Here is a 23938-nt window from a genome sequence, read left to right on the forward strand (position 1 = left end):
TGTGGTTACCGTGAAACGCTGCGTGCGTCAAGCGAACGTAGATGCAGCTTGCCGGGAGCTCAACCGTTCACGGTGCACAGTGTCTCGTGAGACATAGAAATTTCGCATAACGGCTGGGTCGACGACCATGTCAGCGGGCGTGGGATCGATGACGTCGACGATCGCCCGGATGAGGTCACGTGGGGTGAAGTACTGGCCTGCACCCGACCCCTTGTCGGAGGCGCCTTTGGAAAGCAGCGCCTCGTAAGCGTCGCCCTTGAGATCTGTGCCCGAAGCCGACCAGTTCTCTTTGTCGATCAGATCCACGATGAGGCGTTTGAGCTTCGCGGGGTCCTGAATTCTGTTCTGCGCCTTACGGAAAATCGTGCCAAGCGTGCCCGGTTGCTGCGCCAGCCCGACAAGGATCTTCGTGTATTCGACCTCAAGGTCCGTTCCCTCGGCGTCCAGGAGCTTCTGCCAGGAGTATTCGTTGGGAACGATCTGCTGCGGGTTGAGCTTTCTAGTCGCCCGCTCGTGTGCCATCTTCAGGAACAGCAAGTACGTGAGTTGCTCGGTGTACTCGATGACGCCAACGCCGTCGTCGCGCAGCACATTGCAGTACGCCCAGAGTTTGTCGACGAGGCGCCGGGACTCAGACACGGTGGTTTGCCCTTCTGGTCAGCTATGCACGACGAGGCTTGGCGCGCCCTGATAAATCGCGTCTCCGGCCAACAGATCAAGCCCCTTGGCGATGGCGCAGGCAGCTACCCATCGATCACCGGTGTGCTCCCTGGCCTGTAAGCCGTGGCCGAGCCTGCGGCACTCGGCAGCTAGCTCTGCATACGCGTCCACCACTTCGTTATCAGGACGGATCGTGGGCGTACGGTCAAGAATCTCGATCGCTTCGGCCATCCGCCGACCACCCCACTGGGCGCTTCGCGCGCCCGCAAGCACCTCAGCCCGGGTCTGAAAGGAAATGAGCACACGCCGACCGGTCAGGTATTCGCGCCAACCAGCGACCCGCGAATCACTGTTAGCGCGGCGTAGATACATCAGGCTGAAGACGTCGGTATCGACCACCGTCGCCGCTACCTGATTCACGAACGCGCCGCCTCAAGAAACGCCTGGAATTCGTCGTCAGTAAGGTCGAGTCCGCCGTCGACGTCTGGTCCGGGGGCGCCGGCCAGGATCTCGTCGAGGGCCGTGACGCTGCGGTCCATGTGCTCGGCTGCCGGATCGTCGACACGCGAGATGCTGGCATTGTCCAGCACGACAAGCCGACCCGATTCATGCAACACCGCATCGCCCCGAGCAACCACCCACTGACCCACCAGTTGCGCTGCGGTGGTATCGCTTTGGACATGCTTGAGGTCCACCGTTTGATCGACGTCATCGCGGACACGAAACTCGTGTGACCGTAGATCAACTTTCTCCAGTCGCCCGGTGGCAGTCATGATGCCTCCCGGCTGAACGCGTATGGGCGTCCACGTTTCGACGTGCACCGCCGACGAGACAATCCGCACGTCAGGCCGCGAAGGCGAACACAGGACTACGGTGGGCGCTGCGGTTTGAATGGCGTTGACCAACTTGCCGGCACTCTCCGCGATCAGGTCGGTTGCCCACTCCGGGCGACGGTCCTCGCCCATAGCCTGCACAATCTCCCAAAAGCGGTCATCCGCCGTGGCTTGTTCGGGCAAGTCGACGTCGAGTTTGTCGGTCGGCCCCTTGCTGAATCGGAGGAGAGTGCTTCCAGGTCCGACCGCATGAAGCCGCAGTTGCGAGAGTTCCTCCATGAACTGCCGCGTACGGCCAGGCCCGGGCGTATTGATCACGTCGCGGCTGATTCGAGTCGTCAATTCCTGCAGAGCAAGCGCGAGGGCGGCTAGGTCCTTGACCGCAATCTCGCCGCTGGGGGCGGGAGCGTCAACGAGACGAAGCTCGATCTCCTTGATCATCGCAGCTACCTCCTTAGTCCATGCTCCAGCGAGTCGTCACCACGGTATAGCGCGCGACGTCCAAAACAATTCTGCCCTCACCAGCGAGGACGCTCTCACCGATGATCGCAGTGGTCCCCGACACGTCTCGTCCTGCTTGACCAGCGCGGCCACGTCCGAGCGGCTGCCGACAGAAGATAACAGTCCAGTTGGTGATCTCCGCCGTCGTCAACCCGCCGAGCGTGCCACCGATGAGAAACAGCTTTATCTGCTTGCAGCTCATGCGCCGATCAGCTCTTCGTTGAGCGACAAGTGGGATTTCGGCGCAGTCAAACGTCCGGAAAAAGCAGCGGTGAGGATCGACGATCGAAGCCTTGCGGCACGCGAGCGGGTAGCAGCGATCGACGCCGCTAAACGAGATGCATCGAGCTCGATCCCGACAACACGTTGAATGCCAGCGTCTTGAGCCGTGGTGGATGGCACGGGCAATTCCAACCGGTCGAGCTTACTGAGACTTAGGTTGTGTTGGCCTGCACTTGACGCCGCCAATGATTCGATCCGGGCGCGAACTTGTGGAGTGCTGAGCATAATTTGAACCCAGCGCGGCCGGACCACCTCATCCCGCACGCGGTATCGAATCAGATACGAAGCGAAAGCGGCGTCGATCCCCGGCTGGACGACGGCGGAGCGCCCGATCAGATCAACAGATCCATTGGTACGTACGATGAGCACATCGCCTGGAGCAAGCATGTACGCCGAGATGTCCGCTTCCGCGTTAAGCATGCGCTTCTCATCCGACAGATCAATCTGCCCATCGACAAGATTTGGAATACGAACCACTGCAGCACCCAGGCCATTTGGAACGCATTTTTCCGACGTTCCGTAGCCGGAGTCGACCGCCAAAGCCCCTAACGGGAGCGGTTCACCCGCGTGAAGTGAAGCAAGAGCGCTGGCTTTCAAAGCTTTCAACTTCTTCAACGCATTACGCAGGTAGGACTCCGCTGCATCGAGACGAGAGAGGTGATCTTCGAGAATGTCGACGATGCGGCCCTCACTTTCGGCCCCGAACCGCGGCACGCGGAACGCTTTAATGCTCGTCAAGGTCACGTGCGGAAGTTGTGTGCCCGTTGCTGAGCCTTGCAGGTGCCGCATGAATTCCTGGGACGTCAGCCAGTAGTAGAGGTATCGATCGTCGATGTTTTTCGGCCGGATACGTGCGACCCGCTGGACCAGCAAGGCAGGCAGATCAGCTTTCGTTACTCGTGCAAGTTTGAGTCCAGTCGAAATGACAGGGCGGTCCATGCCTAGGATCAGGTCGCCTTCGTGAACAGCCAGATGCTCATAGCCTTCGAGTAGGTCGAGAGGCCAGGTCTTGGTTCGCGTCCAACGGAGTGATCCGGGTTCGATGTTGTCGCCACGCAAGAGCCGGATGCCAGCGCCCTGTTCACCAAAGTGTGCACTCTTGAATGCTGGCCCCGAATCGACTGTTGCTACGTCCTCTACGGTCACAAATTCGGGGACGCTCACGGCGGTCAGCTCCGCGTTGAGCTGCTCGACGAGATCGCCGGCCCTATCCCCCAAATCCCGCAGCGCCCCATCGGTTCCCCCCCGTTCAATGAAGGGCGCGTCGTCAAGGTCTTCCACGCGGATACCGGCGGAGTTGGCGATCACCGACACCATGCGGTCCAGCCACCAGCGCTCGGTGTCGTTGAACACCACACCAGCCTGTTCCTGTTGCGCCAACCACGCCGCGTATTTCTCATGCACCCGCTCACCGTAGGGAACGAGTTCGTCGTCGACGCCGGTGGCGTACCGGATCAGCGAGACCAGATCGGTGAGGGTGTGCGTGGCACAATTTCGCACCTTGGGCGCGTCGATCGCGGCGTAGGCGTTCCAGATGATGTCGGGCGTCCAGTTGTGCGGTGGCCGAGCGATGCGGGCAGCAAGTCCCTGGATGTAGGCGAAGTCGATTCGATGCTCACCCGCCTCATACGCAACCTGAATCGCAGTGATTTCGTCGCGATGCTCATCAAGGTAGGCCCGCCACGACTCCACGATCGACCGGGCGCGATCCGTGTTGACCACTCCCCCGGCTTCGACGAGTTCGTCGCTGCTGACCTCGTCGATGACCCGATCGTGGGCGGCGCGGAGTTCGAGTATGCGGTTGCGCAGCTCAGGGTTGGCCGCGATCGGCTCGATGGCCCGCTCGATCGCGTCGGCCGATCCAGTAGACGGATCAACAGCGTCCACGAGCGCCCTGACGACGTCGCGGACAGGTTGGCCGGCGACCTCGTCGAGTTCCTGCCGTTCCTCATCGGTAAGCGCAAGTTCGAGTTTCGCCAGCCGTGACGCCAGAGTTGCCGCTTCGTCCTCGGTAAGCGTGAGGGCGGCAGCCTTGTCCAGGAGCTTCTTGAGGCTGACCGACTTCTGCCGATTCAGCGGTGGCTCTACGAAGGGGTGCTCGGTCACGCCGATCGCATCGACAATGACGAACCGAGTCTTGTTTTCCGCGTCGGGCGTCACCGCCTGGAAGTCGGCCGAAGTGATCGTGCGCGCGCCACGGCCCTTCATCTGCTCGAAGTACTGGGCGGAGCGGAACGTGTCAAGGTCGGTGAGACAGTTTCTTACGCGGATTTGATGAGTGCTTCCGGGGTTGGTTGGTTGATCCAGGCGACGGTGGGCAGCTTCGGTGGAGCGGGCCGTCGGTGCCGGAATCTAGCGGGGTTAGCGGCGTAGGCCGCATCCAGCGTGGCGGCACGTTGGGCCTGGATCTCGTTTGCGGTGCCGTAGTGCACCGATGCAACGGTGTGTAGGCCCACGCCGCTGTGGCGATGCTCATGGTTGTAGTAATCGAAGAATGTCGTGCAGAAGGCGCGGGCATCTTCGATCGAGCCGAACCGGCCCGGGAACGCCGGGCAGTACTTGAGGGTCTTGAAATTAGCCTCCGAGTAGGGATTGTCGTTGGACACGTGCGGGCGGCTGTGGCTGCGGTCCACCCCCAGGTCGATCAGCAACTGGGCGACCGGCTTGGAGGTCATCGAGGTGCCGCGATCAGCGTGCAAGGCCAACTGGCCGCGGGCGATGCCGTGACGGGCCATGGTGTCGGCGATAAATGCTTTGGCCAACTCACCGTCCTCAACTTCTGCGATGATCCAGCCGACGACGTAGCGCGAGAAGATGTCGATAATCACATAGAGTTGATAGAAGATACCCCGTTGTGGCCCTTGCAATTTCGTTATATCCCAGGACCAGACCCGGTTTGGTGCGTTAGCGATCAGCTCGGGTTTCTTGCGCGCCGGATGGGTGCGCTGGCGACGCCGCTCGCGGTTCTCCCCGGCAATGGCCAGTAGCCGGTACATGGTGCGAATCGAGCACAGGTAGACACCATCATCAAGCAGTCGCGCCCACACCTGCGCCGGCGCCAGATCGCAGTACTGCTCTGAGCGCAGCACCGTCAGAATCTGCTGGCGTTCGGCCTCGGTGAGCTTGTTCAGTGGCTCGGGCCGCACCCGCCGTGCCGGCCGTGGTGGTGGGTTGCGGTGGCGGTGGAGCGTGGCCCGCGATGCACCCAGCAATTCGCACGCCCGTTTGGTGCTGGTTGCGGCCTCCAGGTCGGGCAGGTGCTCGCCGATCACGGCTTGGACTTCGGCTCGAAATCCGCGCTCTCGGAGAGCATCTCCAAGAGCGCGTGTGCTTTTCCCGTGATCTCCAGCGCTAGCTTGGTCCGATCCAGCTCAGCCTGCAGTTGCGTGGTGCGCCGCCGCAGCTTGTCCAACTCGACCTGCTCAGCGCTGCGCTTCGGCTTGCCCTTCGCCGACAAACCCTCCCGAGCGCCGGCATCACGGGCCTTTCGCCATTCGGCGATATGCGAGCTGTACAGGCCTTCACGGCGCAGCAACGCACCACGCTCCGACGAGCCCACCGACAGCGCGTCGTACTCGTCGAGGATGCGGGCCTTGTACTCGGCGGTGAACGTGCGCCGCCGCGCCCGAGCACCTGGATCGGGCACGTTGTCCACTTGGTCATTATCACTGCACCCGTCCAGGGATGCGATCGTCATAGTCACGGAAAATGGTGATCCTGTCTCGCCCTGTAGCGATGATTGGCTACTGCTGCTGTCTCACTTAACCCTGTCACACAGGGGAGCGCACATCACGCATAAAGAACACGCACTCCAGCGGTTTGACGTCGGTTCCGGTGGCGATCATGTCGACGGTCACCGCGATACGCAGCGACGGGCTCGTCCGCAAAGCCTGGAGCTGTTCTTTGGCGTTGCGGACGTTGTACGTGATCTTTGCCGCGAAATCGTTGCCCTTGCCGAACACCTTGCGGACCTGGGTGACGATCTCCTCCGCGTGGTTGTCGTCCTTGGCGAAGATTAAAGTCTTTGGCACGGTGGAGCGTCCCGGGAAGATCTCGGTGAAGAGCCGATCGCGGAAAGTCTCTAGAACAGTGCGGATCTGGTCGGTGGCGGTCACCGCGCGGTCAAGGAGCGCAGCACCATAATCCAAATCCTCGTCGAGGATTTCGAGTCTCTGTTCCCGGGTGCGGCGATCGACTTTCGGCACGATCGTCCCGGCTTCGATCCGAGAACCCTCTTCGCTGATCTGGGTGCGGATGCGGTAGATGTCGAAGTCCACGTTCACGCCGTCCGCGACTGACTCAGGATAGGTGTATTCGGAGACGAGATTCTGACGGAAGAACCCGAAGGTCTGCTTACCCGGTGTAGCAGTCAATCCGATGACGTGAGCGTCGAAATACTCAAGGACGCCGCGCCAGACCCCGTAGATACTTCGGTGGGCCTCGTCGACGATGACCAGATCAAACGTTTCCGGCGGAAATGCCTCGCTGTACGACACGGTGACCGGGACATCCGGGGTGAAGTCATCGAGGTTGGGGTCGTCGGCGTCGCTGACTTCACCGTCATTGAGGAACTTGTAGACCCTCTGGATCGTCGAGATCACGATCTTGCTCGACCCGAGTAGCCCAGCGCTGGACAGCTTGGTCACGTTGTACAGCTCGGTGAAGCGACGACCGTCGTCTGGTGTGCGGTAATTCTGGAACTCCGCCAGCGTCTGATCGGCCAGGTTGTTGCGGTCGACCAGGAAAAGAATCCTGTTGAAGCCACCGTATTTCAGCAGCCGGTACGACTCGGTGACCGCGGTGTACGTCTTGCCGGCCCCAGTCGCCATCTGCACCAATGATCGGTCGAAGTGCTGATCGGCAAGGCTCTTCTCGACTCCATTGATAGCTTCGACCTGCGCTGGGCGCAGCGGGTCGGCATCCAGGGGCGGGAGATTTCGGACCTTGGCGCGCCACGTCGGGCGCTCCGGCGCGGCATCGGCATCACGCAGAATGCGAGCCAACGTTGCCGGCTTGGGAAAGTTGAAGATGAGACGCGCCCGCGGCTCGGGATCGAACCCGTTGGTGAAGTGCGTCTCCACCCCCGATGCCTCGAACACGAACGGCAGCCGGCCGTCCCGGGCCTTGGCGGCGAGACGCACATCGGCCGGAAGCCCGTCGGCGTACATGGCCGACTGCCACTCAACGCCTGACAGGGGCGTACCCACTGGTTTGGCCTCGATGACGCCGACCACGGCCTTCTCCACGTACAGCAGGTAGTCGACCCGGCCGTGCCCAGGCTTCATCACGACCTCCCGCACAGCGATGCCCTGTCCCGCGAACAGATTGAGATCCTTTTTGTCCTGGACCTTCCAGCCCGCTTGGGTCAGTTGCTGGTCGATACGCGCGCGGGCACGCGTCTCCGCGGGGAGAACGCTGGCACCGTCCTCATTACTCATGGCGTGACAAACGTTACCGACACCGCCCCAATCTTTGCCGATCATTCATCGGCTGTATGTTCTCCCTCGATCACGGCAACCTGCCAGCGGCAAGCACAGTCGCCCGTCGACACTTAGGTCACCCTAACTCCATCACTTCCCCGGACATCACACCTCTTGCACTCAGGTCACGAAACGATAACGTAATTTCGTCCGTATCTAACTAGTAAGGCATCCCTTACCATCAATTCATGCCGACGAAACGATGCCCGAGATGTAGCGCGGAGATGCCCGGTAGCGCCTGGCCGCCCAAGCCCGGACGTCCCTCGATCTGGTGCTCCCAACAATGCCGGCGAGCGGCCTACGAGGAGCGCCGCGCGGCCAAGAACGGCGCGGTTTCGGTGCGGGTCGAGGTGGTCGAGAAACCCATCGAGCGGATCGTGGAACGCATCCGCATCGAGGAAAGGGCGGTCCATTCCAGTCCAGCCGAGGCCGCTCAGATCGTGCTGAAGTCACCTCGCGCGTGCCGCACTGTTTTGGAGTCGTTGGCCGCTGAAGCGGACTCAGGACGGTTAAATGCCGCCACGTTTGCCCCGACGCTGCGCGCCGCTCAGCGCTTGCTCGATTCGCTCAGGCGGGCACGACTCATCAATGGCTAACGCGGAGCCATCCAACCATTCCGAGCCTTTGCGGCCGATGCCAAATTAGCAGGGCCAAGCGGAGCAAGGGGGCCGTCGATGATGGCGCTCTGCTCAGCCACAGCCCGGTACGAGTGATGCCGTTGTGAAGCAGCGGGTTTCACGTTGTTTCATTGAGTTTCGTACGTAGCGGTAATCGTGTGTGTCGCAGCGGAATTCGACGAATCTATTTCATACGACCGTCGCATAGCGCGATTAGGTGGCTTACCGTTCTAGACATGAAACGACGCGAGACGGATCGCCGGGAGGCGCAGCCCGCCGAGACGGCTGTCGGTGAGCAGTCCGTGATCAGCGCTTCAACATGAGTTGGGAAGCCCTTGCCTGGGCGAAAGACTCGGACATCGCACATCCGGTCGCGAAGTTCATTCTCGTCCTGTTGGCAAACAAGGCGGACGAAAACTTCTCGTGCTACCCGTCAATTCGCACACTCATGGCCGAATCCGGTGCCGGCAGAAGCACGATCTTGCGTGCGCTGAGCTATCTGGAGACGCGCGGGTTGATGAGCCGGCGTCCGCAATTCCATGACTCCGGGGCCCGGCGTTCAACCCCCTGTGTGACAGGGTTAAGTGAGACAGCAGCAGTAGCCAATCATCGCTACAGGGCGAGACAGGATCACCATTTTCCGTGACTATGACGATCGCATCCCTGGAGGGGTGCAGTGATAATGACCAAGTGGACAACGTGCCCGATCCAGGTGCTCGGGCGCGGCGGCGCACGTTCACCGCCGAGTACAAGGCCCGCATCCTCGACGAGTACGACGCGCTGTCGGTGGGCTCGTCGGAGCGTGGTGCGTTGCTGCGCCGTGAAGGCCTGTACAGCTCGCATATCGCCGAATGGCGAAAGGCCCGTGATGCCGGTGCTCGGGAGGGTTTGTCGGCGAAGGGCAAGCCGAAGCGCAGCGCTGAGCAGGTCGAGTTGGACAAGCTGCGGCGGCGCACCACGCAACTGCAGGCTGAGCTGGATCGGACCAAGCTAGCGCTGGAGATCACGGGAAAAGCACACGCGCTCTTGGAGATGCTCTCCGAGAGCGCGGATTTCGAGCCGAAGTCCAAGCCGTGATCGGCGAGCACCTGCCCGACCTGGAGGCCGCAACCAGCACCAAACGGGCGTGCGAATTGCTGGGTGCATCGCGGGCCACGCTCCACCGCCACCGCAACCCACCACCACGGCCGGCACGGCGGGTGCGGCCCGAGCCACTGAATAAGCTCACCGAGGCCGAACGCCAGCAGATTCTGACGGTGCTGCGCTCAGAGCAGTACTGCGATCTGGCGCCGGCGCAGGTGTGGGCGCGACTGCTTGATGATGGTGTCTACCTGTGCTCGATTCGCACCATGTACCGGCTACTGGCCATTGCCGGGGAGAACCGCGAGCGGCGTCGCCAGCGCACCCATCCGGCGCGCAAGAAACCCGAGCTGATCGCTAACGCACCAAACCGGGTCTGGTCCTGGGATATAACGAAATTGCAAGGGCCACAACGGGGTATCTTCTATCAACTCTATGTGATTATCGACATCTTCTCGCGCTACGTCGTCGGCTGGATCATCGCAGAAGTTGAGGACGGTGAGTTGGCCAAAGCATTTATCGCCGACACCATGGCCCGTCACGGCATCGCCCGCGGCCAGTTGGCCTTGCACGCTGATCGCGGCACCTCGATGACCTCCAAGCCGGTCGCCCAGTTGCTGATCGACCTGGGGGTGGACCGCAGCCACAGCCGCCCGCACGTGTCCAACGACAATCCCTACTCGGAGGCTAATTTCAAGACCCTCAAGTACTGCCCGGCGTTCCCGGGCCGGTTCGGCTCGATCGAAGATGCCCGCGCCTTCTGCACGACATTCTTCGATTACTACAACCATGAGCATCGCCACAGCGGCGTGGGCCTACACACCGTTGCATCGGTGCACTACGGCACCGCAAACGAGATCCAGGCCCAACGTGCCGCCACGCTGGATGCGGCCTACGCCGCTAACCCCGCTAGATTCCGGCACCGGCGGCCCGCTCCACCGAAGCTGCCCACCGTCGCCTGGATCAACCAACCAACCCCGGAAGCACTCATCAAATCCGCGTAAGAAACTGTCTCACCGACCTTGACACGTTCCGACCCGCTACTACCTGAATCATCCTCGGGCGCCGCATGTTCTACCCGGTCCCGATCCGGGACCTCCCCGTCCCGCAGCGGGACGGGGGCCGTCTCGCAGTGAGACGGAGACGGCGTCAAAGCGGCACCCCCCGAGGGTCCCGCAGCGGGACCCCTTGAACCCATCAACCGAATCCTTATCCGAACCGGGCGACGCCGCGATACTGGCACTGGAGTCTGTGGCCAGGGCGTGGAAGCTCGGGACCCACGACGCGCGCAGTCTTCGACCGGCCATCGAGTCTGCCCTGGCGCGCGGCTGGCCGCCCTCAGATCTGACCGACCTTCTGATCCGGAACCCGAATGGGGCGCGTGATCCGGTTCGGGTGCTGGCCCGGCGCCTTGATCTCGGACAGCCACCTCAACCGCCCGTAACCAACGTGCCGTGGTGTGGCGAATGCGAGGACGCGCATTCTCGCACCATCACGGTCACCGAGCCCGACGGAACAGAAGCAGCACGGTTTTGTCCACAGTGCAGCCCGCAAGTCCACAGGACCCGATCATCCGAATAACAATCCGTCCAAAATTGTGGAAAGGTGGTGAATTATCTTGGAGAACAACGTGTTCAGTGACCTTCCCCTGCTGCTCGCCGTGCCCCGCGCCGCTCAGCTGCTCGGCATCAGCCGGGCCGCAGCCTATCGGTTGGTGGCCTCCGGCGAGCTGCCGGTTCGTCGGCTCGGCGGCCGCATCTACGTTGTGACCGACGGCCTGCGCGAACTGGTCGCATCGTGAAAGGCACGGTGCTTCAGCGCGGTTCGGTGTGGTATTACAAGTTTCGCCTCCCCGAGCGTGACCCGTCGACCGGGCGGTATCCCTGGATCACCAAAGGAGGGTTCGACACCGAGCGCGAGGCCTGGAAAGCCTGCCGAGACGCCATGCGCGACGCCGACCGCGGCCGAGTCGTCAAGCCGTCGACCCGCACGGTTGCGCAATTCCTCACCGAATGGCTCGCCGCGGTCGAACCTGCACTCGACGCCACGACATGGCGCAGCTGGAGCGACTACGCGCGCACTTACGTCATCCCCCACATCGGCGCCGAGCGTCTGCAACGACTCGACGAACCCCAGCTACTCAGGCTCTACGCCAAGCTGCTCACAGAGGGCCGCGTTAAGCGCGACAACGACTCCGTGATGTACGCGTACTGGTCAGAACGCAACGCCGCTGGCAACCCGCCCACACCGCGGCAGCTGTCAGAAGCGTGCAATACAACGATCCACGCGGCCCGCACCGCCGTGCGGCGCTACCGGGCGGGCATTGTGCCCAGACCGGTTCCGCCGGGTCTGGCGCCGAAGACCGTCCGCAACGTCCATGCCTTCTTACACCGAGCACTCGTCGACGCCGTGGCGTGGAAATACATCACCGACAACCCGGCCAGCAACGTCAAGCCACCGCGCCGGCCGCGAACCCGCCGCACGGTGTGGAAGCCCGAGGAGATCCGGACCTTCCTCGCCTCAATCCGCGACGACCGCTTCGCGGCGCTGTTCTTGCTGGAACTGACCACCGGTATTCGACGCGGCCAGGTGTGCGGCCTGAAATGGTCCGACGTCGACCTGGACGCAGGCCAGATCACCGTGCACGACAATCGCGTGGTGGTTGGCGGGCGGGCGCTCGACAAAGCCGGTGGCAAGACCCGCAATGCGGACCAGACAATTTCCATCGACCGCGCCACCGTGGCGGCGCTACGCCGTTGGCGCCAGCTCCAAGACAGCGAACGCGAATTCTTCGGCGACGCCTACCATCCCGGCGACTACCTGTTCACCTACCAGGACGGCCGGCCGCCACATCCCGACACGATCCGCCAGCGCTTCGACAGACTGGCGGCCGCGGCGGGCCTATCGCGCATCACCTTCCACGACCTGCGCCACTCCTACGCCACCGGCGCGCTGCGGGCTGGCATCAGCCCGAAAGTGATCAGTGAGCGCATCGGCCACGCCAATGTCGGGTTCTTCCTGGAGACCTACGCCCATGTCCTGGGAAACGACGACCGCGAGGCAGCGGAGCAGGCGGCCGAATTCCTGCTCGGCGACGCGTGGCAGAACGGCGAAGGCTCGGGATGACTCCCCATCGCTGTGGACAGTTGCATATAACTCTGGTGTTATATTAACGATGTCCTGGGTTGTGATCCTGCTCGAGGAGGTCGAAGCCTGGTACTTCTCGCTCGACGACGACGCGATGGCAGCGGTCACCGGAGCCGTCGACCTGCTAGAGCTGGAGGGACCAACCCTTGGCCGGCCGACGGTGGACAAGGTCAAGGGATCGAAGTTTCACAGCATGAAAGAGCTACGGCCAGCCGGCACCAGCATCCGGATTCTGTTCATCTTCGATCCGCGGCGTCAGGCGATCCTATTGCTCGGCGGCGACAAAGCGGGCAACTGGACAAGCTGGTACGACAAGAACATTCCGATAGCTGAGCGACGCTACGAGGACTGGCTCGCGACTGAGGGAGGTGAATGAGCATGGCACGCAACTGGCGTGATATCCGTGCCGACGCCATCGCGCAGGGGCGCCTGGACCCCGCCCGCGCCGATGCCGCGCGCAACGAGATGCACGACGCCGTCCAGGCACAGCGCCTTGCCGACATACGCAAGGCGCATGGACATGCCCGCCAGGCCGACGTCGCCGCTTTGATGGGGGTGTCACAGGCACGCGTGTCGAAGCTCGAAAGCGGCGACCTGTCGCACACCGAGCTAGGAACGCTGCAGTCGTATGTGGCCGCGCTGGGCGGAAGCCTGCGAGTTGTTGCGGAATTTGGCGAGAGCACGGTTGAGCTCACCGGGTAATCCCGCGCAGATTCAACATGGTGAAAACCAGTACCGCATTGTCGGTTCAAGCCGTTACCGTTTTCTCATAACCTTCGGCATGCCTTGGCCATGTACTGAACACACCCTCGACCGCCGTAATGGTGACTGGCGGCCTGCTGCATACTTCGACGCGGGCTGGGACTTAAACCCGATATTTGCCAACGCCCGTCGCGATTGGCTGTAAACTGAAATCATCATGGAACCTGGTCCGCCATTAACCGGCGCTGAACGAAGATGCGAGAGATGCAGCAAAACGCCCGAGCGGCCCCGCGCATATTGGCCAGAGGTCGCGGGTGGTGATCTTTATATAGGTGAAATCACTCAAGCCAGAATAAATGCGCAACAGGTGCATTTACTGTGCAACCCTTGCTGGGCACGTATGTTGCAATGGAATGCGCAGCTGGGTTTCGATATTCATACTCACGCGTTTGCCGAGACCTGCACGCCGAGGTGCCTGACGAAAAAGAACGGAAGGCTGACACAATTTGCCAGCCTGAGTGTAATAGACAGGCGGAGAGGTTTCGAACTCATAAAGGCAATCGATGGACAGCCGCGAGTCAACGGTACTCAAGCATTATTCGCATCCAGACTGACCTACTTCCGTGGAGGTGCGTACGCGAGACAGATGTACTACGAGTCTATCGCTGACCCCTCGGACGTAGCTCTGCAGTTAACACTTAAACAAAATCTTGGGCGCCTCGGAGTGCCATATCATATGCGCGACTCCCACCTTATGGTCGTCGAGTGGTTTGAGGCGTCATATGAAGCGCCGGGCGGAATCATCCGATTGCCGGCCCAGGGCGAAAGTTCAATCGGACTTCACGCAATCCCGGTCTACGGCTACAACCCAGAAACTGAAACTTTTAGCTTCTGGAACTCGTGGGGATCGGGCTGGGGTGATCGTGGCTACGGGACAATGCCGCTGGATTATGTGCGGCGCTATCATCATGAAACATTTGTTACACGCCATGCCCGGTGGGGACCATCGCCAGCCAAGTTGGACCGCATGAATAATGCTGTCGACAACGAGAAGGAAATTCGGAGACTGTGGATTATTGAGAATCCGCGTTTTGGGGAAATCATTCGAGGTAAGGCTCGCAAGGTGGTGATCATTTATTACTACACAATGTCGCCCATGTCGGCTTTTCCTGTGTCGTGCATCGAATTAAAGAATGGGTTCGGGCTACGCATAGGATGGCTATTTTTACGGCATTGTTCAGGCGCAACAAACTACAGTGAGATAACGGAACTATATGTGTGGCCCATCTACCGGCGGATGCACTTGGGCACTTCGCTGGAGGGCCTAGCGGTCGAAGAAGCGCGAAGCCACGGTAGCTCCGAGATCCGGCTGCTAATGAATGAAGCTGATTGCATCATTGGACCTCCCCGAGCTGCGGGACGAGAGTTTGCGCAGACATGTGGCTATGACTTGCGGTGGAGGACCACCCAAGCGCCAAGAGCCCGCATGACCGGCGTCAAGTCAGTCTGATGGCAGAAGCTCCGTCGACAAGCGCCCGCGGTCCGGCCAATTGGCGCCACCGGGCCCGCCGTACATCGGCGCCGGTCCAGCGGGAACGCATCCACGTAAACACTCGGCGACCAGCACGGCGCGCGCCGCGTACCGATGTCCTCGACATCGTTCCCAACGGAATCGCGCAGTCGTTAGCTTTGCGAATGTTCCCAAAAGTGTTCCCATCGGGCATGAAAATGGCCCCCGGAGAAGTCTCCGGGAGCCATTTCACCTGGTAGCGGGGACAGGATTCGAACCTGCGACCTCTGGGTTATGAGCCCAGCGAGCTACCGAGCTGCTCCACCCCGCGTTGGTGAATGCAAGGTTACCGAACGCGTGTCACTGCCGCCAAATCGCCAGGCGCGAACGCCGGGGCGGCGGGCACCCGGGTCGCGTGGCCTGGCGTCGCGGCTCGCTCGGCGGCGCGTCACAGGCGGCACCTCGGCGGCGCGCTCACCGATCACGAGAGCCGGCGACACCGGGCTGCTGCAACGCGAGCCGCTACTCCGGCCAGGAGTTGCGCAGGATGGTCTCGACGAAGTCCTCGCGCACGAACGCGGGATCGAAGTGCGCCAGGACGTCGGCGTTGACGGTGCCGAAGGTGCTGTGCGGGCGATGCTTCATGCCGTCGTTGAAGGCACCGACGATGCGCCGCTTGAAGTTCGGGCGTGGATGTGCGGCGGTGACCGCGTCGAGAGCGTCCGGGGACAGGTCGTCGCGGCCGATGCCCAGCACGTCGGTTTCGACCCCGGCTGTCACCAAGGCGATCTCGGGCCCCATGAACTCCGGGATGCCGGGACTCGGGTGTAAGGCGATGCTCAGCCAGACCTTGTCGGCGTCGGCCTTGTCGATGCCGCGCTCCAGCAGAAAGTCCCGGGCCGCGTTGGCGCCGTCCACCTCGAACCGCAACGTGGATCCGCGGTACCCCGCGGTCAGGCCCAGGTCGTGAAACATCGCCCCCACGTAGAGCAACTCCAGGTCCGGGTGCAGCCCGCGGCGAAGCCCCTGCAGCGCCCCGAACAGGAACACCCGCCGGGAATGGTCGAACAGCAGGTCGTCCTCGGCGGCGCGGACGAAGTCGGTGACGTCACGGGGTGTCGGGCACGGCGACGCCGGCAATGGTTTCGGCCGCCCGGATGGCCATGATCGGATCTCCTTCGGTTCGCGTGCGATCAGTGTGCCGCGCACCGCGCCGATCCGGCCCCGGCCATTGAGCCGTCCACCCCACAGATTGCGACACGACCGTCTTGTGCCGGCTTGGCCGAGGCGACACGATGAGCGGGTGGCGGATGCCGACACGATCCCCCGGGTGGTGGTGGTCGTCGTCGTCGACGGCGTCAAGCTGCTCGACGCGGTGGGCCCGGCCGAGGTGTTCGCCGAGGCCAACCGGTTCGGGCGCGGTACTCGCTGCAGATCGTCTCCGTCGACGGCCGCGACGTGCGAACCTCGATCGGCACGAAACTCTATGTCACCGGCGATGTTTCGTCGATCGAGGCGGCCGACGCCGTCGTCGTGGCGGGCAGCGACGAACTGATCTCCCATCCGATCGACCCCGCGCTGGTGCAGGCGCTGCGCGAGCGGACGCGGCGGCTCGCGTCGGTGTGCACGGGCTCGTTCGTCCTGGCGCAGGCGGGGCTGCTGGACGGCAAGCGCGCCACCACGCACTGGCGCCACACCGCACGCATGGCGCGCGCGTTCCCCGAGGTGGGGGTGGAACCCGACGCGATCTTCGTCCGCGACGGCGACGTCTTCACCTCGGCGGGCGTGTCGTCGGGCATCGACGCCTGGCCCTGGCGCTGGTCGAGATGGACCACGGCACCGAGCTGGTCCGCTCGGTGGCGCGGTCGCTGGTGGTGTACCTCAAACGCACCGGCGGGCAATCACAATTCTCCGTCCTGGTCGAGGCGGACCCGCCGCCGGGGTCCGCGCTGCGGGCGGTGACCGATGCGATCACCGCCGACCCCGGCGCCGACCACAGTGTGGGCAAGCTCGCATCCCGGGCCAACCTGAGCACCCGGCAGTTCCAGTCCGAGCTCGGCATGACCCCGGCCCGCTACGTCGAATGGGTGCGCATCGACATCGCCTGCGCGGCAATGGAATCCGGCCGCAGCGTCACCGAGACCGCCCGCATGGGCGGCTTCGGCAGCACCGAAACCTTGCGGCGCGTTTTCCTCAGCCACCTGGGCATCAGCCCGAAGGCCTACCGCGACGGGTTCCGCACCGCGGCGCGCAGCTGACGACGGCGTGGTCCGCGGCTACCGGCTGCCGGAGGACATGCAGCTCAACGGGCGTTCCCGCAACTGCCTGCCCTGGGACCTATTTGGCGTTGTTGTACTTGGTGATCGCGTCGTCGAGGCGCTGCAGCGCCGCGCCATAGGCGGCGAAGTCACCCTTCTTCTGGGCGTCCTTGACCGCGCTGAGCGCCGTCTGGATGTCCTGCAGGGCGGCAGCCTTCGCCGGGGACAGGGCCACCGACCCGTCCGGGGCCGGCGGCACCGCCTGCGGCGGCGAGGGGGCCGAACCCGGCGACCCGGGCGTCCCCGCCGGGGCCGGCTGACTTGCGGGAGGGCTTGCGGCGCCGCCGTTTTCGGTGGGCTGTATCCCAGTCGCGGCCGCGGCCGCACCGGGTCCGAACAATCCGGTCAGCGCATCGCCGACCGTGGGGCCGTAGCCGATCTTGTCGTTGTACATCATCGCCACCCGGATGAGTCGCGGGTACGACGAGGCGGCGTCGCTGGCGCCCGGCGATGCGTAGACCGGTTCGACGTACATCAGCCCGCCCTGGCCGATCGGCAGCGTCAACAGGTTGCCCCAGCGGATCCGGTTCTGGTTGTCGCGCCCGATCACGCCGAGGTCCTGGGACACCACCGGGTCGGTAGTGATCGCGTTGTTGGCCAGCTTGGGTCCGTTGACCTGCCCGGGGATGGTCAGCACCGTGATCTTGCCGTAGGTGGCGGGGTCGGAGCTGGCGCTGATGTAGGCCGCCAGATAATCGCGCTTGAACCGGTTCATCGCGCTCGTCAACTGGTATGACGCCGAATTATCGTTCTTGGCAATATTTTTCGCAACGATGTAGAACGGCGGCTGGTAGCTGCTGGCGGTGGGGTTCGGATCCAGCGGCACATCCCAGAAATCCGAGGTGGAGAAGAACGTCACGGGGTCGTTGACGTGGTACTTGGCCAGCAGCATGCGCTGCACCTTGAAGAGGTCCTCGGGGTAGCGCAGGTGGTCGGCGAGCTCGGGGGTGATCTCGCTCTTGGGCTTGACGGTGCCGGGAAACACCCGCATCCAGGCCTTGAGCACCGGGTCGTTCTCGTCGTGCTGGTACAGCGTGACGGTGCCGTCGTAGGCATCGACGGTGGCCTTCACCGAGTTCCGGATGTAGGAGACCTGCTTGTCGGGTCCGAGTCGGTTGAACGCCACCTCGTTGGAGTCGGCGGTGGCCGACTCCAACGAGGTGAGCTGAGAGTACGGGTAGTTGTCCAGCGTGGTGTAGCCGTCGATGATCCACACCAGCCGCTTGTTGACCACCGCCGGGTACACCGCGCTGTCGGTGGTCAGCCACGGCGCCACCGCCTCGACGCGTGCCGCCGGGTCGCGGTTGAACAGGATTTTGCTGTTGGAGCCGATCACATTGGAGAACAAGAAGTTCCGCTCGGCGAACTTGGCGGCGAACACGCTGCGGGAAAGCCAGCTGCCGATCGGCACTCCGCCGAGGCCGGTGTAGGTGTAGTTCTTGGTCTCGTTACTGGTCTCGTAGTCGTATTCGCGGTCCGCCCCGTTGCGACCGACGATCGCGTAGTCGGCGGACGTGTTGGCGATCACCGGTCCGAAGTAGATGCGCGGCTGGTCCAGCGGGGCGGGCCCGTCGGATATCACGGCGCCGTTGGCGCCGACGACGTTGACCAGGAACTCCGGGTAGCCACCGTTCTGGTTGGGGTCGTTGGCGATGCCGCGCACCGTGTTGGCCGGCGAGGCGATGAACCCGTTGCCGTGGGTGTAGACGGTGTGCCGGTTGATCCAGTCCCGCTGGTTGTCGATCAGCCGGTCCGGGTTGAGCTCCCGGGCCGCGACCACATAGTCGCGCAGCGCGCCGGTGTGGTCGATGTAGCGGTCGACGGACAGCTGGTCGGGAAAGTAGTAGAAGTTCTTGCCCTGCTCGAACTGGGTGAACGCGGGGCTGACGATCGTGGGATCCAGAAGCCGGATGTTCGACGTGGTCGCGCGGTCGGAGGCGACCTGCTGGGCGGTGGCCCTGGCGTCGCCGGAGTAGTTGCGGTACGTCACGACATCGGAGGTCAGGCCGTACGCCTGGCGCGTCGCGGTGATGCTGCGGCTGATGTACTCGCTTTCCTTCTGCGCCGCATTGGGTCGGACGCTGATCTGCTCGACGATCAACGGCCAACCGGCACCCACGATCAACGACGACAGCAGCAACAACACCAGGCCGATGGCCGGAATGCGCAAGTCCCGGAACGTGATCGCGGAGAACACCGCGGCGGCGCAGATCAGCGCGATCGCCATCAGGATCAGCTTCGCCGGCAGCACGGCGTTGATGTCGGTGTAGCCGGCACCGGTGAACGGCTTACCGCCGCGGGTGTGCGACAGCAACTCGTAGCGATCCAGCCAGTACGCGACGGCCTTGAGCAACACCAGCGTCCCGACCAGGCTGACCAACTGGATGCGCGCCGAGCGGCTCAGCGCGCCGCTGCGGCCCGACAGCCGGATCCCGCCGAACAGGTAATGCACCAGCACGTTCGCCACGAACGCCAGGAACACCGCGACGAACAGGTAGCTGAGCACCAGCCGGTAGAACGGCAGTTCGAACGCGTAGAAGCCGAGGTCCTTGCCGAACTGCGGGTCCCTGATGCCGAAGTCGCCGCCGTGCAGGAACAGCTGGATGCGCACCCAGTAGCTCTGCGCGACGATGCCGGCCAGCAGCCCGATCGCGACGGGCACCCCGATGCCGACCAGGCGCAGCCGGGACACCACCACGGTGCGGTAGCGCGCCACCGGGTCGCCCTCGTTGCTCGGGACGAACACCGGGCGGGTCCGGTAGGCCAGCGCCAGCCCGCCGAACACGATGCCACCAACGAGCAGACTGGCGACGAGGAACACCACCAGGCGGGTGACCAGCACGGTGGAAAACACCGAACGGTAGCCCAGCTCGCCGAACCACAGCCAGTCGACGTACGCGTCGATCAGTCGCGGGCCCGCGAGCAGCAGGGCGATCACGCCCAGAGCGATCATGATCAGAATCCGGCTGCGCCGGGTCAGCTTCGGCATTCTTGCGGTGGGCCGCATCCCCACTGGCTACGCTCCTGATCGACTCGGCCGGCGGGTGGCCGACCCCATCCCGCTTGGACAGTTCCTGGCAGTTAGCTGTGTTTCCACGGATTTGTCTAGACGGTCACAACTGTACGCACCTGCACTTCCGCGCGGCCCGCGTCGTCGGGGGCTGCCCGCTAGCACGCCGGCGGCTGTCCCCCCGCGGTGATCGTGTGCAGGGCGTCGACCGCCTCGCTGAGCGTGTCGACCTTGACCAGGCGCATGCCGGTCGCGTTGTCCGAACTCGCCTCGTAGCAGTTTTTCGCGGGCACCAAAAAGACCGTGGCACCGGCCTCATGCGCGGCGACCATCTTGTGCGTGATGCCGCCGATCTGCCCCACCTTGCCGTCGACGGAGATGGTGCCCGTCCCGGCGATGAACTTCGAGCCGGCCAACTCCCCGGTGGTGAGCTTGTCGACCACCGCCAGGCTGAACATCAGCCCCGCGGACGGCCCCCCGATGTTGGCCAGGTTGAAGGTCACCTTGAACGGCGCCCACGGCGCATCGAGCACGGCAACACCCATGAAGCCGTAGTCGCGATCCTTGTTGGCGCCGAGGGTGATCTGGGCCACGCCGGCCGGCTCGTTCTTGCGGCGGAAGTCGATCGTCACGACCTGGCCGGGTTTGGTGCGCTTCAAGAATCCGGTGAACGCCTCGACGTCGGCCACCGGGACGCCGTCGACGGCGTCGACCGCGTCGCCGGGCTTCAGCTTGCCCGCCGAGGGGCCGGGATCGCTGACCTTCGCGACGGTGACCGCGGACGGGTACTTCAGATACCCCAGCGCGGCGTACTCGGCGCTCTGCTCGGACTGCTTGAAATCGGCGTCGTTGTCCTTGTCCACCTCTTCGCGCGACTTGCCCGGCGGGTAGACGACGTCGCGCGGCACCAACTGTTCCTGCCCCGAAAGCCACAGCGTCAGAGCCTCTCCCAACGACAGATCGTCGCGCTGCGACACTGTCGTCATGTTGAGGTGCCCAGTCGTGGGGTGGGTGAGGGCGCCCTGAATCTGCACCACCTGCTTGCCGTCCACCTCGCCGAGCGTGTCGAAAGTGGGCCCGGGCCCCAGCGCCACGAACGGGACCGTCACCACCGCCAGCAGCAACCCGAACACCACGACCGGCGCCAGCGCGACCGTCAAGGTCAGAATCCGCCTATTCACGCCGATCACACTAGACGGGCCCGCGTGGGTCTCTTTCAGCTACGAGCGTGACCCGGGATCCCACGTTGCGAGCCGGTGATGAGTACCGTTGGGGTCATGGCTGACCTGCCTTTCGGCTTCTCGTCGGGAGACGATCCCGACCGCGACAGGAAGAAGGACCCCGATTCCGGGTCGGGCGCCTCCGACCCGTTCGGCGCGTTCGGCTTCGGCGGCGATTTCGGCATGGGCGACCTGGGCCAGCTCTTCACCCAACTAGGTCAGATGTTCAACAGCGCGGGCACCGTCATGGCCGGGGGCAAAACCTCGGGCCCGGTCAACTACGAACTGGCGCGCCGGGTCGCCGCCAGCTCGATCGGGTTCGCCGCCCCGGTCCCCGCCACGACGAACGCGGCAATCGCGGACGCGGTCCACCTGGCCGAGACCTGGCTGGACGGGGCCACGGCGCTGCCCGCCGGCACCGGCAAGGCGGTGGGTTGGTCGCCGAGCGACTGGGTGGACAACACCCTGGAAACCTGGAAGCGGCTGTGCGATCCGATGGCCGAGCAGATCTCGTCGGTGTGGGCGTCCTCGCTGCCCGAGGAAGCCAAGAGCATGGCGGGACCGCTGCTGGCGATGATGTCCCAGATGGGCGGCATGGCGTTCGGTTCGCAGCTGGGCCAGGCGCTGGGCCGGCTGTCCCGCGAGGTGCTGACCTCCACCGACATCGGTCTGCCGCTGGGACCCAAAGGCGTGGCCGCGATCATGCCGGAGGCCGTCGAAGAGTTCACCAAGGGGCTCGAGCAGCCGCGCAGCGAGATCCTGACGTTCCTGGCGGCCCGCGAGGCCGCGCACCATCGGCTGTTCAGCCACGTGCCGTGGCTGGCCAGCCAGTTGCTGGGCGCGGTCGAGGCCTACGCGCGCGGCATGCAGATCGACATGAGCGGAATCGAGGACCTGGCGCGCAACTTCGACCCGGCGTCGCTGGCGGATCCCGCGGCTATCGAGAATCTGCTCGGCCAGGGTGTCTTCGAGCCCAAGGCGACACCGGCCCAGAAGCAGGCGCTGGAACGCCTCGAGACGCTGCTGGCGCTGATCGAGGGGTGGGTGCAGGTGGTGGTGACCGCGGCGCTGGGCGACCGGATCCCGGGCACGGCCGCGCTCTCGGAGACGCTGCGCCGCCGCCGGGCCAGCGGCGGCCCGGCCGAGCAGACGTTCGCGACGCTGGTCGGCCTGGAACTGCGGCCCCGCAAGCTGCGGGAGGCCGCCGCGTTGTGGGAGCGCCTGACGCAGGCAGTGGGCGCCGACGCCCGCGACGCCATCTGGCAGCACCCGGACCTGTTGCCCTCCGCCGAGGACCTCGACGAGCCGGCCGGGTTCATCGACCGGATCATCGGCGGGGACACCAGCGGCATCGACGAGGCGCTCGCCCAGTTCGAGAAGGACAGCGACGCCGACGGCGGTCCTGTGGACAACTGAGTGGGGCCGCCGCGCCCGGCGTGGCACAGTCTCGACTCATGTCCCCGGTGCTGGCTTCCGCCCGTTACGCGCTGGACCCGGCGATGCCGGTGTTACTGCGGCCCGATGGTGCGGTCCAGGTGGGCTGGGACCCCCGCCGCGCCGTCCTGATCCAGCCGCCGGCCGGGCTGGCCGCCACGGACCTCGCCGAGCTGCTGCTGTCCATGCGATCACCGACGCCGCTGCCCGAGCTGCAGCGCCAGGCCCTCGAGCGCGGGCTGGACGATCCCGACGGGCTGACCGGCCTGGTGGCGCAACTCGTGGGCGCCGGCGTCGCCACCGAATGCCGGCGGCCCGACGGCCGGACGGCGACGATCCGAGTGCACGGCCGGGGGCCCCTGTCGGACCTGCTGGTGGAGTCGCTGCGCTGTTCCGGAGCCCGGATCGCGCACAGCAGCCAGCCGCACGCGGCGATGTCGGGCGCCGCCGTGGATCTGGTCGTGCTGGCGGACTACCTGGTCGCCGACCCGCGCATGCTGCGCGAGCTGCACAAGCGGAAAGTGCCGCACCTGCCGGTGCGCGTGCGCGACGGCATCGGGCTGGTCGGGCCGCTGGTCATCCCCGGGGTGACCAGCTGCCTGGGCTGCGCGGACCTGCACCGCCGCGACCGAGACGCGGCGTGGCCGGCGATCGCCGCGCAGTTGCGCGACGCCGTCGGGGTCGCCGACCGCCCGACCCTGCTGGCCACGGCGGCGCTGGCGCTCAGCCAGGTCAACCGCGTGATCGCCGCGGTCCGCGGCCTGCAGGCGGCACCCGACCCCGGCCCGCCGCAGGCGCTGAACGCCACGCTGGAATTCGACCTCGCCGCCGGCGCCCTGGTGGCGCGCCAGTGGAGCAGGCATCCGCTGTGCTCCTGCTGACGCGGCGGCGGGCCGGGACGGCTACCCCAGTCGTCCCTGCTCCGGCACGTTCGTCGCCACCGAGGCGTACGCCCTGGCGAGCTCGTCCAGCGCCGCCGAGGTCAACGTCCCTTCTTTGCGGTTCTTGTCCAGCGCCTCGATGATCGCCCTGAACAGGGCCTCGGCGGCGTCGTGCTGCGCCTGCTTTGCTGCCATGACTTTCCCGGTCCACCCTTCGGATGCGAGTGCCGCCCAGTCGCGGGACTGCGGCCTGCACAGCACAA

General features: G+C 64.4%; 19 protein-coding genes, 1 tRNA gene and 4 pseudogenes. 11 read left to right on the top strand and 13 right to left on the bottom strand.

Going from position 1 to position 23938, the window contains the following annotated elements; genetic code table 11:
• Positions 1 to 27: 27 nt before the first annotated feature.
• The 8 genes and pseudogenes from AB8998_RS23275 to AB8998_RS23305 all read right to left on the bottom strand — a co-directional run bounded on the left by AB8998_RS23275 (position 28) and on the right by AB8998_RS23305 (position 7759).
• On the bottom strand, positions 28 to 639 hold the full coding sequence (locus AB8998_RS23275) for an N-6 DNA methylase (protein WP_369739996.1): 612 nt from the start codon (positions 637 to 639) through the stop codon (positions 28 to 30).
• 18 nt (positions 640 to 657) lie between these two features.
• On the bottom strand, positions 658 to 1080 hold the full coding sequence (locus tag AB8998_RS23280) for a PIN domain-containing protein (protein ID WP_369739998.1): 423 nt from the start codon (positions 1078 to 1080) through the stop codon (positions 658 to 660).
• Positions 1077 to 1166, bottom strand: a pseudogene (locus AB8998_RS31645) (hypothetical protein); the annotation flags it as partial. The pseudogene AB8998_RS31645 and the gene AB8998_RS23280, both read right to left, overlap by 4 nt.
• A gap of 564 nt (positions 1167 to 1730) precedes the next feature.
• Positions 1731 to 1934 (bottom strand): annotated as a pseudogene (locus AB8998_RS23285) (hypothetical protein); the annotation flags it as partial.
• A gap of 13 nt (positions 1935 to 1947) precedes the next feature.
• On the bottom strand, positions 1948 to 2196 hold the full coding sequence (locus AB8998_RS23290; RefSeq protein ID WP_369740000.1) for a hypothetical protein: 249 nt from the start codon (positions 2194 to 2196) through the stop codon (positions 1948 to 1950).
• On the bottom strand, positions 2193 to 4484 hold the full coding sequence (locus tag AB8998_RS23295) for a type I restriction-modification enzyme R subunit C-terminal domain-containing protein (protein ID WP_369740002.1): 2292 nt from the start codon (positions 4482 to 4484) through the stop codon (positions 2193 to 2195). The genes AB8998_RS23290 and AB8998_RS23295 overlap by 4 nt, the downstream gene beginning before the upstream one ends.
• A gap of 53 nt (positions 4485 to 4537) precedes the next feature.
• Positions 4538 to 5973, bottom strand: a protein-coding gene (locus AB8998_RS23300) for an IS3 family transposase (protein WP_369737281.1) whose coding sequence is annotated in 2 segments (ribosomal slippage) — positions 4538 to 5613 and positions 5613 to 5973 — 1437 coding nt in all. Because the reading frame shifts where the segments join, the coding sequence is not laid out codon by codon here.
• 73 nt (positions 5974 to 6046) lie between these two features.
• Entirely contained in the window at positions 6047 to 7759 is a 1713-nt protein-coding gene (locus AB8998_RS23305; RefSeq protein WP_369740003.1) for a DEAD/DEAH box helicase family protein, read from the bottom strand.
• Between the two features lie 185 nt (positions 7760 to 7944).
• Here AB8998_RS23305 and AB8998_RS23310 point away from each other — a divergent pair, with 185 nt between their 5' ends.
• The 8 genes from AB8998_RS23310 to AB8998_RS23345 all read left to right on the top strand — a co-directional run bounded on the left by AB8998_RS23310 (position 7945) and on the right by AB8998_RS23345 (position 14812).
• On the top strand, positions 7945 to 8352 hold the full coding sequence (locus tag AB8998_RS23310) for a hypothetical protein (RefSeq protein ID WP_369740005.1): 408 nt from the start codon (positions 7945 to 7947) through the stop codon (positions 8350 to 8352).
• Positions 8353 to 8692: 340 nt separating this feature from the next.
• The gene (locus AB8998_RS23315; RefSeq protein WP_369740006.1) at positions 8693 to 9019 is read left to right on the top strand and encodes a helix-turn-helix domain-containing protein; all 327 of its coding nucleotides are present in this window, start codon (positions 8693 to 8695) and stop codon (positions 9017 to 9019) included.
• 2 nt (positions 9020 to 9021) lie between these two features.
• Positions 9022 to 10457 (top strand): IS3 family transposase gene (locus tag AB8998_RS23320; protein ID WP_369737985.1). Its coding sequence is split into 2 segments (ribosomal slippage): positions 9022 to 9382 and positions 9382 to 10457, totalling 1437 coding nucleotides; the frame shifts between segments, so codons are not numbered across the junction.
• 614 nt (positions 10458 to 11071) lie between these two features.
• Entirely contained in the window at positions 11072 to 11254 is a 183-nt protein-coding gene (locus tag AB8998_RS23325; protein WP_225345502.1) for a helix-turn-helix domain-containing protein, read from the top strand.
• An 8-nt stretch (positions 11255 to 11262) separates the two neighbouring features.
• Positions 11263 to 12579, top strand: coding sequence for a site-specific integrase (locus AB8998_RS23330; RefSeq protein WP_369740008.1), 1317 nt, complete (start codon positions 11263 to 11265; stop codon positions 12577 to 12579).
• Positions 12580 to 12628: 49 nt separating this feature from the next.
• Positions 12629 to 12976 (top strand): type II toxin-antitoxin system RelE/ParE family toxin, encoded by a 348-nt coding sequence (locus tag AB8998_RS23335; protein ID WP_069400295.1) that lies wholly within the window; start codon positions 12629 to 12631, stop codon positions 12974 to 12976.
• Complete coding sequence (locus AB8998_RS23340) at positions 12973 to 13302, top strand: helix-turn-helix domain-containing protein (protein WP_369740010.1); 330 nt, start codon at positions 12973 to 12975, stop codon at positions 13300 to 13302. Before AB8998_RS23335 ends, AB8998_RS23340 begins: the two co-directional genes overlap by 4 nt.
• 646 nt (positions 13303 to 13948) lie before the next feature.
• Positions 13949 to 14812 carry a GNAT family N-acetyltransferase gene (locus tag AB8998_RS23345; protein WP_369740012.1) on the top strand — a complete coding sequence of 288 codons (864 nt, stop codon included), beginning with the start codon at positions 13949 to 13951 and terminating at the stop codon, positions 14810 to 14812.
• 254 nt (positions 14813 to 15066) lie between these two features.
• Here AB8998_RS23345 and AB8998_RS23350 read toward each other — a convergent pair.
• Positions 15067 to 15143: transfer RNA gene (locus tag AB8998_RS23350), tRNA-Met, on the bottom strand.
• A gap of 191 nt (positions 15144 to 15334) precedes the next feature.
• Positions 15335 to 15977: pseudogene (locus AB8998_RS23355) on the bottom strand (HD domain-containing protein).
• A 156-nt stretch (positions 15978 to 16133) separates the two neighbouring features.
• On the opposite strand from AB8998_RS23355, the pseudogene AB8998_RS23360 reads away from it, so the two are divergent.
• Positions 16134 to 17070, top strand: a pseudogene (locus AB8998_RS23360) (GlxA family transcriptional regulator).
• A 79-nt stretch (positions 17071 to 17149) separates the two neighbouring features.
• On the opposite strand, the gene AB8998_RS23365 reads toward AB8998_RS23360, so the two are convergent.
• A complete protein-coding gene (locus tag AB8998_RS23365; RefSeq protein ID WP_369740013.1) occupies positions 17150 to 20143 on the bottom strand; it encodes a UPF0182 family protein in 2994 nt (997 codons plus the stop codon).
• 155 nt (positions 20144 to 20298) lie between these two features.
• On the bottom strand, positions 20299 to 21321 hold the full coding sequence (locus tag AB8998_RS23370; RefSeq protein ID WP_369740014.1) for a YlbL family protein: 1023 nt from the start codon (positions 21319 to 21321) through the stop codon (positions 20299 to 20301).
• 78 nt (positions 21322 to 21399) lie between these two features.
• On the opposite strand from AB8998_RS23370, the gene AB8998_RS23375 reads away from it, so the two are divergent.
• Positions 21400 to 22776 (top strand): zinc-dependent metalloprotease, encoded by a 1377-nt coding sequence (locus AB8998_RS23375; RefSeq protein ID WP_369740016.1) that lies wholly within the window; start codon positions 21400 to 21402, stop codon positions 22774 to 22776.
• 38 nt (positions 22777 to 22814) lie between these two features.
• Positions 22815 to 23675 (top strand): cyclodehydratase, encoded by an 861-nt coding sequence (locus AB8998_RS23380; RefSeq protein ID WP_369740018.1) that lies wholly within the window; start codon positions 22815 to 22817, stop codon positions 23673 to 23675.
• 21 nt (positions 23676 to 23696) lie between these two features.
• On the opposite strand, the gene AB8998_RS23385 is transcribed toward AB8998_RS23380, so the two are convergent.
• Positions 23697 to 23870 carry a hypothetical protein gene (locus AB8998_RS23385; protein ID WP_369740020.1) on the bottom strand — a complete coding sequence of 58 codons (174 nt, stop codon included), beginning with the start codon at positions 23868 to 23870 and terminating at the stop codon, positions 23697 to 23699.
• Positions 23871 to 23938: the final 68 nt, after the last annotated feature.

Source organism: Mycobacterium sp. HUMS_12744610 (assembly GCF_041206865.1).
In the GTDB taxonomy this organism is placed as follows: domain Bacteria; phylum Actinomycetota; class Actinomycetes; order Mycobacteriales; family Mycobacteriaceae; genus Mycobacterium; species Mycobacterium servetii.